This is a genomic window from Paenibacillus sp. J22P51, assembly GCF_059692215.1.
In genome coordinates this window covers 811,192-823,602 of the sequence record NZ_JCAUAZ010000001.1, presented here as the reverse complement: position 1 = coordinate 823,602, position 12,411 = coordinate 811,192, and the positions used below count along the sequence as shown (strand labels likewise).

The following is a 12,411-nucleotide window of genomic DNA, read 5'->3' as shown; positions in this document are numbered from 1 at the left end:
AAGGAGGCAAGTCCAAATGGTATCTCTATCCCAAAAAATCGCCTACAGCTCGAATCAAGTTGGACTTAGCGTCTTGTGGCAAGCTTTTAGTGCCATTGCTGTTTTTTATTATGTTACGGTATTGAATGTTTCCGGCACGTCGATTTCCATCGGGATGATCATTTATGGTTTCCTGAATGCCATATTTAATTTGGTTGCAGGTTATGTGAGTGACCGTACGAAAACACGCTTCGGCAGACGCATTCCGTATATCCTGTTCGGAAGCTTGCCGTTTGGTGTGCTTTTCTTCTTCCTGTTTAATCCGCCTGCGGGCAGCACGACCATGTTGTTAATTTACTTTTTCACGTTAACGTTCTTTTTTGATTTGATCTATTCGTTCATTGGACTTAACACAGGTGCGTTATTTCCAGAAATGTATCAGACCAAGAAGGATCGCTATCAAGTGTCTGCCTTCCAGCAAATGTTCAGCATCATTGGGATGATCATTGGTATTGCGCTTGCGAAGTCCTTAGGACTTTCCTTAGGTTGGGGTCTCATGGCAGGGATATTTTCGATCATTGCGGTGATTTCCTTATATGTATCCCTGTATGGTTCTTTCGAGAATCCTGCTGCGAGTAAGTCGGAACCCCTTCATTTCAAGGAAGCAACGGTCCAGACGTTTAAAAATAAGCTATTTAATTCCTACGTCGTAGCCAATTTACTTATCCAGTTGACAACGACGATGTTCGTTTCGTTAACCGCTTTTTATACCAAATACGTCGTAGTGTTAAATGGTACGCAAAACTCACTGTTCCTAGGAGCCGTGTTTATCGTGGCGATCCCGATGTCATTCATATGGTCGAAAAGCGGTGCGCGTCTATCGACTGTAAAGGTAGCGATGATTTCATCGGTGTTGTACGCGATTATCTCGCTCGGTTTCCTTTTTGCACATTCGTCCGTAACGGTTATTATCATTGGTGCCCTATTGGGGATTCCGGTTTCAGGCTTCATGCTTTCCCTGCACGTTCTACTTTCCGATGTTGTTGATTTCGATGCACAGCAAACGGGTCGTCGTCGTGAGGGCATGTATTATGGCGTGAACGGCTTTATCATTCGAATCGGAATGTCCATTCAATATGGCATTATGGGAATTTTCTTTGCAACGAGCGGATTTGATGCGGATACGGAAGTTCAGGTCACAAGCGCCATTCAAGGCTTCCGGTTCCTCATAGGAGGCTTGCCAGTTTTGATTTTAGTGATTGCATTCATTTGTCTGAGAAAATATCAGTCCTCCGAGAAGAAGCTTAGAGGCGCGAACAGTTAGGAGGAGCCCAGAGAGATATGAAGCATGTACCGATTTGGGGAGGCTCCTGCTCGGAAGGGGATAGCAGCCTGCCTGTAACGTATGATATCGCCAACGATCAGTTAATGGGCCAATTCGATGGTGTTGGGGGTATCAGTAAATATTCCGTGGCAGGTAAGTGGAAGATTGTGAAGGAAGGTTCTTGGTATGCGGGTTGGACGATCAATGGTCAACCCATGCCGCTAACCTCGAAGAAGCAAGTCGTTTGTATCGGGAAAAAGCAGCTAATCACGTACGAAGCTTTTGATGATACTCGAATGTGTGTTGAGCTGTTTAGTCATCCGAGTGAGAATGTTCTTTTTGTTGTATATGATGTTCAAAATGAAGGCACAAAGGCGACTCAGCTGGACTTGCATGTCGGCTTTGAAGTGGATATGATCTCGTATCATATGGAGAAGCTGAGACAACGCGGAGAGACTAGACAGGTTGAGGCGGCGTTCCGTGCCGTGGATAGAAAGTATTATGAGTTTCAATTGGCTGAGGATTTCATTGTTCATGTGGCAAGTAACGAAGAGACTTCCTTCGCGCTCAATGAGGAAAATCGCTTGAATTTGCATCATGAGATCACGATCCAGCCAGGAGAGACACGGCAAATCGTCTGGTTGCTTAGTGCTGCAAGTGTTGGGTACGATCGCGCTGCAGCAGAAGTCGATTTGGCGGGATGGAAAGCGTACGCTGCTGAAGTCGATAAGGCAAATGCGTGGTTGAAGGAAACCTTTCACTCAGAGGATGGCGAGTTGAATGCTTTATATGGCTATAGCTTGAATGCGTCCATTTCCTCTTATAAACAATTGGGGGAGGGCTTTACTGGGTATTTTGCAGGGATCGACTATCAAAGTCCGCCGCGGACCTATTTCCGTGATGGGTATTGGACATTACTTCCGAGTTTACCGTACCATCCGGAGCGTGTAAGAGGGCAGATCTTGACCTTGGCACAAGGGATTGGTACAGACGGCGAATGCCCGAGTGCAGTGATCTACCATCAGGAGAGCGGGAGGTATGAGCCGTTTTGGCCGGACCATTTTGACTCGCCATCCTTCTTCGTTCTAATGATCCATGATTATTTGGCTTGGACGCATGACTTCGAGCTGTTGGATGAAAGCGTGAATGGCAGAACCGTTATTGCGCATATGGAAAATAGCATCGCCTATTTACTTCAACATACGGAAGACAATGAAGGATCGTCCTTGACGAAGAAGCCGGATAATCGTCGAGACTGGGTTGACAACGTATATCGCGAAGGCGATGTACTGTATGATTCGGCGCTATATTGTCGTGCGTTGTTCGCTGAGGAGAAGATTTTTCGGGTACTTGGCGATACGACTAAAGCTGCGCAATATGGTGCTTTGTATCACGCTGCCAAAGAAAGTTTACAGAAGCTGATCCGTGAGCATGGCTATTTTAACTATAGAAATAGTAATGGCTTCGTGGAACCGAATATGTCGATCGAGCTGAGCTTATTGATTGTTTTCGATTTGTTGGATACCGCGGATAAGGCGGAGCTGCTTGAGCAGATGGCCGCACAGCTGGAAACACGAAATAATGAAGAGCAGCAGTACGGTGACTGGGGCGTCATGACGGTATTCCCGTTTTATCGCCAGGTGCACCATCAGGTGGAGAAAAGCATGGCACCCTACCGTTATCACAACGGCGGCGATTGGCCGTACTGGGATGGCATTTATGCACTTGCCAAGCTAATGAGCGGCGATGCCGAGTGGCGCTACCCGTTGACGCGCTGGTTCCAGGTTTCCATGCAAAATGGCTGGCTGACTCCTGTGGAGTATTATGGTCCAACGTATGGCAAAGGTTCCAATCTGCAAGGGTGGAGCTCCATGTCAGCAGCGGCGATGCTAATGGGAGGCCTTGGGCTGATTCCTAGCTTAGACGCGGAGAAGGTTCATCTGAAGGTTCCACCTTGGGGGAACTTCACGATGAAGCATATCCACTTCCGCGGAAGTGTGTACCACATTGCTTACCAGGATGGGGTGTGGACGATCCAGTCGGAGGGTGGGGCGAGTGAGCATCCATTTGTGGTGGGGTAGCGAGTGTGTGGTGCGCGAAGCAATGCCGAAGCAGTGGCCAAAGAAAGCCGGCGGCACTGCCCCCACGATTAACTGGAAAATATCCAGTTAATTTTGCTGATTTTCCAGCTTTTCGTGAATTAACTGGAAAATATGTAGCTATTTCAGCTAGTCTTGAGCATTCTGCAACGAATTGCCACAATTAACTGTAGGAAATACAGTTATTGTTCAGATACAACCCATTTCAGCTAAATTACCTGTAGGAAATCCATCTATTTTTACGTGCAACCTTCCTGGCTGTGAAGTGGGGATGTAATCCTAAGAAAAACCAAAAAAGCAGTGATCACATCAATGTGGTTCACTGCTTTTTATCAATTCGGAACACGTAAATCAAGATAATGAGAGGCTTTCCCCATACTTGAACAGCTGCTGAACCCAAGATTTCGATAGAACGCATCTGCTACGGGGTTATCTGTAAAAAGAATTAATGCTTTGTAATGGCTTTGTGCCTCTTGGATAATAGCTGTCATCAAAGTAATTCCAACGCCAATTCTTCGGTATGCCTTCAAAACATAGAGTCTCCGCACGCGGCCAACTTGCTCTCCATTATCGACATTAGCTCGATTGAGGCCGCATACACCTACCAATTTCCCATCAACCATAGCGGCTAAAAGTATTTCCCCACTAGCTCGAAATTGATTCTCGCCACTTTGATATTCGCGAACTAACTTCTGAATATGCCGATGTCCTTCCGCTATACTCATCTCTTCTAAGTAAAGTAATCTTTCATCGAATTCTTTCAACTCTATGATGGAGAGCCCCAACCCACTATCTCCCCGACGCATCGCGAATATCTGCGCTCTCCAGAATGGATTTTGGATATCCAGCTCGTGCGACGGAGATCATGGCGCGGCCAATCTGCTCGGAGTCAATGACGGCATTCGGGAACCGTTTTTGTAAAAGGGGGAAAATCGGGCTCAAGATGACAATAAAGGTCTGGTATAGCTTAGTTTTGGATTTGACCCCATTCTTCGGCAGAATAGCGCCTGGACGGAACATATAGGCCGACTTGAAAGGCAGCTTGAGGAGGGCATTTTCCGTTTTGCCTTTTACACGTGCCCACATGCTGCTGCCTTGCTCGGTACTATCGGTACTGGCACCTGTCACGTAGACGAAGGTCATCTTGGGCTGGATTTTGACTAACGTGGTGGCTATGTTCATGGTCAGATCGTAGGTGATCGCGTGATACTTCTCCTCGCTCATACCCACAGACGAAACGCCGAGGCAGAAGAAGCAAGCATCTATGCTGGAAAGCTCATCCGTAAGAGCTGATAAATCGGTGATATCCTTGAGGACATGGTCACGGAACTTCGGCCCAGACTGATGCGTAGCGCTGCGACCGATAGATACTACGTTGTTAACCTGAGGATCGAGCAGACATTCACGCAGGACGCTTTGTCCGACCATACCCGTTGCTCCAAAAATTAGAACGTTCATAGATAGGGTGCCACCTTTCGTAAATATTTTTCTAGTTGTGATGCTAGTATCATACTAATTTTAGGGCACTTCGTATAGGCTCTCTAGCAAAAAAACCGCCCCAGTAACAGCGTTTCGCTGCTATCAGAACGGTTTCTTACTGAACTAGCTTTACAGAGGTAAATCTCGTTTACGGAAAAGCACGATTGCCGCTGCGTAGGTAACGATGCCAATTACAGCCAATGACAACCAAGGGGAGGTCAGACTTGCCTGGCCGCCAATCACACCACTGGGATCATACAAGGAGAAATAGCTCAAGTTGCGCATCCAATCGATTTTGTCACTGAGCTTTCCGAGAAAATCAAGGCTGAAAAATCCGAACGTCAGCACCGCCGAAATCCCCAAAGCTTTTTTCTCGTCATTAGCGAGGGAAGAGACTAGAAAGGCGATCCCGCCGACTGCGAAGAAGAGCAGGAAGGCTGCAATGTTCATCTCAACGTAAGCTCCTCCGTGAAAGTCACTTAACTCTCCGATGAAAATAGCATAGCCCGCAAAGCCGCACAATGTCGTAACTGACATAATCAGAATTAGCCCAGTCACAAAAACAACGGCTTGTGTCAGCGCTACTTTCGCACGGGTCGTTGGAACGACGAGTAAGTAGGCCATTGCGCCTTGATCCACGAGCTTCGACATCAACTGTGTGGTGAATAAAATACTAAAAATGGAGAGGATGAGAACGAGTAACAAGCCATAATATTCGCCTGAAATGAAAGCTTCCACCGTTCCGAAGCCGCTGCCCAAGTTGAAGGCGTTCGTCAGTCCTTGCGGTAAATTCTTGATCATCTCATCGAGAGCCGCGTTATTACTAGCGAAGCTTGGAAATAGCCAGAACATGAGCAGAATATAGAAGGCGGAGCCGAACGCATAGTTCATCATCAATTTGATATGAATACTCATCATATGCTTATAGAGAGCTTTATTCATGCGATCGTCCCCTTCCGGTCGTAGTAGTTCATGAACACATCTTCGAGGCTTTGCGTGAACACATCCAGGTTACGGATCGCATATTGGGACGTAGCAGCTAGAAAGTGTGTGTACTCCCCTTGCACAGCCACTCTCACTCGACTGCCATCTCGCGATTCGATGGCGATACCAGAGGATTTCACAAATGTCTCCGCATCTTCTACTCGTTCGAACGTGACTTCGAAAAGCTTGCGCTGCATCGACTGCAGCTCGTGAATATCCTTCACGGTGATGATGCGCCCGTCCTTAATAATCGCAGCCCGATCGCAAGTCCGCTCGATCTCTTGGAAGCTGTGGGAGGACATCAGGAAAGTTGTACCCCGTGCTTTCTCCTCAAGGACCAAGTTGATAAATACCTTCTGCATCAGCGGATCTAATCCCGAGGTTGGTTCATCCAAAATAATAACCTCAGGTTGATGCATGAATGCGGCGACGATGCCGACCTTCTGCTTCATACCTTTGGACATTTTGCGAATCGGTGTTTTGACGTCAAATTGGAAGCGCTCGATGAGCTCCTCCCGCCACGCGGTTTGCTTCATCCCCTGTAATTCAGACATGAAATTTAGAAAGGAAAGGCCAGTCATGCCTTCAATAAATGCAATTTCACCAGGCAAATAACCGAGATAACGCTGTACGGTGCCTTGCTCGGTCCAAGTATCGAGGCCCGCAACCTGTACGGTCCCTTTCTCGGGTTTCATAAAGCCCATAATGTGCCGAATGGTTGTCGATTTACCGGCACCGTTCGGCCCGAGGAATCCGAACACTTCCCCCTTTTTAACCGAGAAAGAAACATCGAAAATACCTTTCCCATTCGGAAAGGTTTTGGTCAACTGATGAACAGTCAACATAAGCGGCCACCTCCATAATGAAAGCAATGGAACTAAGTTTTGAAATATAAATGTTTTAATATTTCAAAACCAATGTTACTCCTGAATATTCAGGCCGTCAATACTTATGAAATATATTTGTGTTATAATTTCATTATTCTAATAATCAGGTGATGCAAATGAACGGCTACGAAAAAAGAGCGCAGCAAAAAAAAGATAAAATCATGGCGGCAACCCTAGAGCTCCTGCGAACGGCAAACTCTCAGACCATGCGAATTGCAGATATTGCTGCTGCGGCAGGCGTATCCCAGGTGACGATCTATAATTATTTTGGCAGCAAAGAAGTTCTAGTGCGCGAGGTGTACGTCGCTTATATAAGAAAGACGATTATGGAGTTTGAGGCGTTCCTGACCGCTGAGCATTCTTTGAAGGAGAAGATCGAATTTATCATTTTCCAGAAGAAGGAGTCGTCACGAACGTTTGGACTTCAGATGATGAAACAGGTTTGGCAGGAGGATCCTGAACTTGCGAAATTCATCCAAGGGGAGTATATGACAAAGGGTATTCCATTGGTTGTCAAGCTCATTGAAGATGGGAAGAAGGCAGGAGAGATTTCCGAGGCGATCTCCACGTCAACGATCATGATGTACATGCAAATGATGTCTAATCAGGCAGAGACGATGATCGCCTATGCCGAGCAGCGTGGCAACATGGAAACGGTTATCGAGGAAATGGTACACTTGTTTTTCTATGGCGTACGGTCATAGTCATAGGCGGTGCATCTTGCGATAGGAGGAAGGCGTTACATGCATGCGTTTTTTGAACACACGGCTCAAATAAAATTCATTTTCAAAGCCGCATTGTCCAGCAATATGCTGTAAAGTCATATCACTATCCAGCAGCAGCTTCTGCACCTTCTGCAGACGCAGCGTGGTTAAGTAATCGATCGGCAGCATGCCGGTCGATTTTTTGAATCTGCGGGTAAATTGCACCTGTGTCAAACCCAGTTCCCTAGCAATATCTTTCATGATGCAGGTGGATGCCGCTTGATCATGCAGGCGTTGAGTGGCCACTTGAATAAGGGCATCCGTACTATTTTGGACATTGGGTGTCCAAGGAGAGCCCGCCTCCGGACTAGCCGAATAAGTCTCCTCGACAACTTGCATCCATAGGTCGGAGAGCACATGTTGACGCAGGGATGAGGCGACGGTTCCCGCATGTTGGTACCATTTTTTTAAATAGACATAATTAGAAGACAGCCGATTGAGATCCTGAATCGAGCTTTTTCCCGCAGGGATGGTGTTGTTTTCGAGGGACAGTGGACGTCCTGCCTCATCTACCCATTGCAGCAGCATGACATGAAACGATAAGGGCTGAACGATTTCTCTCCGAAAAATGACCCCTGGTGGACAGAGCACAAGATCTCCGAAAGCAGCCGTTCCCTTGTGCTCTTGGATCTGGTAGGTAAAGCTCCCATTTTCCACAGCAAATATGACCCAAAATTCATTCGAATCCTCATGGAGTTGGAAGACCGTCTTTTCCTTCCAGTACATATGGCTGAGCAGCTGTGGTTTCACCCGTGCTGCATCTTGTGGTTGCATAGCCTGCCATCCTCTCGTAGTCCGAATCAAATTATCAATGAAATATCTCCTTTAATCATAGTGGATATGCCTAGTAGAAGGAAGCTTAATATTGAAATTTTGTATAAGTTCTTGTTAAAAGCGTGCATGGATAAAAGCGCTGCCAAACCTTTAAAATTAGGGTAATCACAGATTTCATGGAGGTTATGCAATGAGAGAAGAAGTGGTAAAAAGGGATATCACGGTCATCGGCGGAGGACTCTCGGGTGTGTGTGCTGCGATTGCTGCTGCTAGACTAGGTCAGACGGTGGCTCTGATTCAAAATAGACCCGTGCTCGGTGGAAATTCATCCAGTGAGGTTCGCGTGTGGGTTTGCGGAGCAACTTCGCACGGTATTAATCGCTATGCACGAGAAACAGGAATCATGGGCGAGCTGTTCGTGGAGAATCAGTTCCAGAACCCAGATGGAAATCCATATATTTGGGATATTGTTGTACTTGAGGCCGTACGTGCTGAGGCGAATATTCAGCTTTTCCTCAACACAGATGTGCATGAGGTGGAAGCGGATGGGGATGAGAACAACCGTGTCATTCACTCTGTGACAGGTTGGATGATGGGTTCCGAGCGACGTATTCGTTTCGAAAGCGATGTCTTCCTGGATTGTACAGGAGATGGACTTATTGGGTTTTTGGCAGGTGCTAAATTTCGCATCGGTCGAGAGGCACGGGAAGAGTTTCAAGAGGAGTGGGCGCCCGAAATTGCGGATGACATCACGCTAGGGAGTACGATTTTATTTTATACCAAAGACGTGGGTCACCCGGTTAACTATCATCCGCCGAGCTTCGCCAAGGACATTACAACAACATCGATTCCGATCAAACGAGTGATCCGAAGCGGCGACTCAGGCTGCCATTATTGGTGGATCGAGTGGGGCGGCGAGTTGGACACTGTTCATGAGAACGAGCGCATTCGGGACGAATTATGGTCGGTTATATATGGGATTTGGGATTATATCAAAAATTCGGGACAATTCGATTCAGCGAACATGACGCTAGAATGGGTTGGAGCTCTACCAGGCAAAAGAGAATACCGCCGTTTCATCGGAGATTATATACTTAACCAGAATGACATTCTGGCTCAGACGCGGTTCGAGGATACCATTGCCTTCGGCGGGTGGTCCATTGATTTGCACCCGCCGCAGGGGATGTATTCGACAGAAAGTGGTTCAAAACATTTGCATGCGGACGGCATCTATCATATTCCGTTTCGCAGCTTGTACTCCGTTAATGTGTCTAACATGTTGATGGCAGGACGAAATATTAGCGCTTCTCATGTAGCCTTTGGAACGACGCGGGTCATGGCGACCTGCGCGGTTATTGGAGAGGCTGCAGGAACCGGCGCGGCACTATGTGTTCAGAAGCAAGTGACACCGCGTGAGCTGTATCAGAAGCATTGTAAGGAGCTGCAGCAGGTGCTGCTCAGGCAGGATGCATCCTTGATCGGTGTACGCAATGAGGATGAGCAGGATCTCGGACGGATGGCTCGGGTCGAAGCGTCGACTACACTAAAGCAGTTAAGTGTGTCACGTACTGTGGAACCTAGGCGATTGATCGACGATGTGGCTGTGTTGTTCCCAGTTGCACCGCAGCTGAATGGCTTTGAGCTGCTTGCCGATGTAAGCGAAGCAACGATTATTCAGGTTGAGCTGTGGGACACGGGCAGAGCGGAGAACTACGTGCCGAAGAGGATGATCCTGCAGTCTGAGGCAGCTGTGCAGGCTGGCGAACGGCAGTGGATTAGCTTTCCAGTGAGCTGGCAGCCCGACGTGGAGCAGAATGCTTTCGTCATCGTAAAGGCGAATGAGCATGTGGTTGTATACCACTCCGATCAACAACACACTGGAGCGATCGCCTTTGTTCGGGGCGCGAAGCCGATTGTTGATCCGAAGCTGGAGAATCATCAACCGGATCAGCCAGTTGTGCAGTGGAGCATGAAAAATGGCGTAGATCGCAAGCCAATATGCTTCCGGCTCACAGCAGAAACGGGTGCCTTCTCTGCGGAGAAGGTGACGAATGGCTACTTGCGTCCTTATGGTTCTCCACATCAGTGGATGTCAGAGCCAATGACTTCAGCGGGAGAAGAGTGGCTGGAGTTAAGATGGGACGAAACACACATTCTGCGACATATACAAGTGACATTTAATGATAATGTGCATGAGGACTTAATTAATCTGCACGCGTTTAGAACGAGTGATGAAGTAAGACCTGAGTTGGTGAAGGACTACCGCTTGGAGGCTTGGGTCGATGGAGATTGGGCGGTGCTGCAGCGTGTATTGAACAATCGCAAGCGTACAAGGAAGTTGCAGTTGGAGGCAGCCGTTTTCACCGATCGTTTGCGGCTTGTTGTGGAAGCGACGAACGGTTGCCCATGTGCGGAAGTGGTGGAGGTACGAGTTTATGGGTAGGTGAGCGTACTATATTTCCCTCTACTCGTGGGTGTCCCTTGGGGCATCCACTTTTTCAGTCACGCATAACTCGATTTATTCGACTTACGCACTCCATTTGCCTTGTCCGCCACGCGTAACTCGATTTATTCGACTTACGCAACTCCATTTGCCTTGTCCGTCACGCGTAACTCGATTTATTCGACTTACGCAACTCCATTTGCCTTGTCCGCCACGCGTAACTCGATTTATTCGACTTACGCAGCTCCAATAGCCTTGTCCGTCACGCGTAACTCGATTTATTCGACTTACGCAACTCCATTTGCCTTGTCCGCCATGCGTAACTCGATTTTTTCACTTGCATGGCGGTATCCACTATCCCTTATGCAGTTGCAGGTAATGAACACAGATACAGTCTCATATATCATGTAGAATAAGCAACTAACTGATGAGAGGAGACTACGGAATGGAATCTCCGAGACGGAATCAGGGTGTGTTCGGAAATGTGCCACAGCCCATCCGAAACGATGGCGCCGGCGGGATGGATACGGGGCCCCGGGATATTATGCGGGATATCGAAAACCCAGACATGTTAGTTCCACCTATAACGGATTCTGGCTTGCTTCCAAATTAGAAATTTTCGTTTTCAGACACGGCTATGAAATTAAATTACGGGGGCTGGTCACGGGAAATTACCGCCAGAGAGTTGCCCATTGCGACCACACTTGCGGGTGTAAATATGAGTCTGACTCCTGGCGGTGTCCGCGAATTACATTGGCATACACAAGCAGAATGGTCCTATATGATCTTAGGTCGCGCACGTATTACGTCAATCGACCAAGATGGTCGGAATTTTATTGCAGATGTAGGTCCAGGCGATCTTTGGTACTTTCCTCCAGGACTCCCACACTCCATTCAGGGGTTAGAACACTGCGAATTCTTGCTTGTTTTCGATGATGGTAACTTTTCTGATCTTAACACGATTTCCATCTCGGATTGGTTTTCAAGAACGCCAAAAGATGTGCTGTCTGCCAATTTCGGAGTACCCGTGAGTGCTTTTAACAACATTCCTTCTGAGCAGGTTTATATTTATCAAGACAAAGTGCCCGGTCCACTGGAAAGTCAGAAGGTACAATCCCCATATGGAACCATTCCCCTAAGCTTTAAGCATCAACTGCTCTCGCAAACACCTATTAAAACCCCTGGCGGCAGCGTACGAATCGTAGACTCTTCTAATTTTCCTATTTCCAAAAATATTGCAGCGGCGCTAGTTGAAATTGAACCTGGCGGTATGAGGGAACTGCATTGGCACCCGAATAACGACGAGTGGCAGTATTACCTGACCGGGCAGGGACGCATGACGGTTTTTACTGGTAATGGCAACGCACGTACATTTGATTATAGAGCTGGTGATGTCGGCTATGTGCCATTTGCGACTGGACACTATATTCAGAACACCGGTACTCAAACGCTATGGTTTTTGGAGATGTTCAAGAGTGATCGATTTGAAGATGTGTCGTTAAACCAATGGATGGCGCTTACTCCTCGGGACCTTGTAAGCACCAATTTGCATGTTGGGCCCGAACTATTGGATGCGCTGCACAAGGAAAAGTGGCCTGTTGTCAAATATCCGGGATTTTCCTACTATCCGAAATAACAAAAAATAAGGCTATCCCAAGTAGAATATCTACATGAGGTA

At 47.4% G+C, this 12,411-nt stretch carries 9 protein-coding genes and 1 pseudogene; 5 read left to right on the top strand and 5 right to left on the bottom strand.

The features are described 5' to 3' along the window. Positions 1-16 precede the first annotated feature (16 nt). Both AC58QC_RS03160 and AC58QC_RS03155 read left to right on the top strand, forming a co-directional pair. On the top strand, positions 17-1,303 hold the full coding sequence (locus AC58QC_RS03160; RefSeq protein ID WP_497413743.1) for an MFS transporter: 1,287 nt from the start codon (positions 17-19) through the stop codon (positions 1,301-1,303). Between the two features lie 17 nt (positions 1,304-1,320). Next, a complete protein-coding gene (locus AC58QC_RS03155; RefSeq protein WP_497413742.1) occupies positions 1,321-3,384 on the top strand; it encodes an amylo-alpha-1,6-glucosidase in 2,064 nt (687 codons plus the stop codon). A gap of 350 nt (positions 3,385-3,734) precedes the next feature. On the opposite strand, the gene AC58QC_RS03150 is transcribed toward AC58QC_RS03155, so the two are convergent. From AC58QC_RS03150 to AC58QC_RS03135, 4 genes are all read right to left on the bottom strand, one after another. Next, complete coding sequence (locus AC58QC_RS03150) at positions 3,735-4,187, bottom strand: GNAT family N-acetyltransferase (RefSeq protein ID WP_497413741.1); 453 nt, start codon at positions 4,185-4,187, stop codon at positions 3,735-3,737. Between the two features lie 4 nt (positions 4,188-4,191). Continuing rightward, positions 4,192-4,860 (bottom strand): NAD-dependent epimerase/dehydratase family protein, encoded by a 669-nt coding sequence (locus AC58QC_RS03145; RefSeq protein WP_497413740.1) that lies wholly within the window; start codon positions 4,858-4,860, stop codon positions 4,192-4,194. Between the two features lie 150 nt (positions 4,861-5,010). Continuing rightward, entirely contained in the window at positions 5,011-5,823 is an 813-nt protein-coding gene (locus AC58QC_RS03140; RefSeq protein WP_497413739.1) for an efflux permease Rv1217c-related protein, read from the bottom strand. Then, positions 5,820-6,710, bottom strand: a complete 891-nt coding sequence (locus AC58QC_RS03135) for an ABC transporter ATP-binding protein (protein ID WP_497413738.1) — start codon at positions 6,708-6,710, stop codon at positions 5,820-5,822. Before AC58QC_RS03135 ends, AC58QC_RS03140 begins: the two co-directional genes overlap by 4 nt. Positions 6,711-6,868: 158 nt before the next feature. Between AC58QC_RS03135 and AC58QC_RS03130 the strand changes: the two genes are divergently transcribed. Then, positions 6,869-7,456, top strand: a complete 588-nt coding sequence (locus AC58QC_RS03130) for a TetR/AcrR family transcriptional regulator (protein WP_497413737.1) — start codon at positions 6,869-6,871, stop codon at positions 7,454-7,456. Here the strand turns inward: AC58QC_RS03130 and AC58QC_RS03125 are convergent, their stop codons facing one another. Beyond that, positions 7,457-8,290 (bottom strand): helix-turn-helix domain-containing protein, encoded by an 834-nt coding sequence (locus tag AC58QC_RS03125; RefSeq protein ID WP_497413736.1) that lies wholly within the window; start codon positions 8,288-8,290, stop codon positions 7,457-7,459. A gap of 190 nt (positions 8,291-8,480) precedes the next feature. Here AC58QC_RS03125 and AC58QC_RS03120 point away from each other — a divergent pair, with 190 nt between their 5' ends. Then, on the top strand, positions 8,481-10,733 hold the full coding sequence (locus tag AC58QC_RS03120) for an FAD-dependent oxidoreductase (RefSeq protein WP_497413735.1): 2,253 nt from the start codon (positions 8,481-8,483) through the stop codon (positions 10,731-10,733). A 445-nt stretch (positions 10,734-11,178) separates the two neighbouring features. Further along, a pseudogene (locus AC58QC_RS03115) lies at positions 11,179-12,369 on the top strand (oxalate decarboxylase family bicupin). The last annotated feature ends 42 nt before the right edge of the window (positions 12,370-12,411 follow it).

Coding starts and splice junctions, on each gene's coding strand:
- AC58QC_RS03160 (WP_497413743.1), top strand. CDS start 17: ATGGTATCTCTATCCCAAAAAATCGCCTACAGCTCGAATCAAGTTGGA.
- AC58QC_RS03155 (WP_497413742.1), top strand. CDS start 1,321: ATGAAGCATGTACCGATTTGGGGAGGCTCCTGCTCGGAAGGGGATAGC.
- AC58QC_RS03145 (WP_497413740.1), bottom strand. CDS start 4,860: ATGAACGTTCTAATTTTTGGAGCAACGGGTATGGTCGGACAAAGCGTC.
- AC58QC_RS03140 (WP_497413739.1), bottom strand. CDS start 5,823: ATGAATAAAGCTCTCTATAAGCATATGATGAGTATTCATATCAAATTG.
- AC58QC_RS03135 (WP_497413738.1), bottom strand. CDS start 6,710: ATGTTGACTGTTCATCAGTTGACCAAAACCTTTCCGAATGGGAAAGGT.
- AC58QC_RS03130 (WP_497413737.1), top strand. CDS start 6,869: ATGAACGGCTACGAAAAAAGAGCGCAGCAAAAAAAAGATAAAATCATG.
- AC58QC_RS03125 (WP_497413736.1), bottom strand. CDS start 8,290: ATGCAACCACAAGATGCAGCACGGGTGAAACCACAGCTGCTCAGCCAT.
- AC58QC_RS03120 (WP_497413735.1), top strand. CDS start 8,481: ATGAGAGAAGAAGTGGTAAAAAGGGATATCACGGTCATCGGCGGAGGA.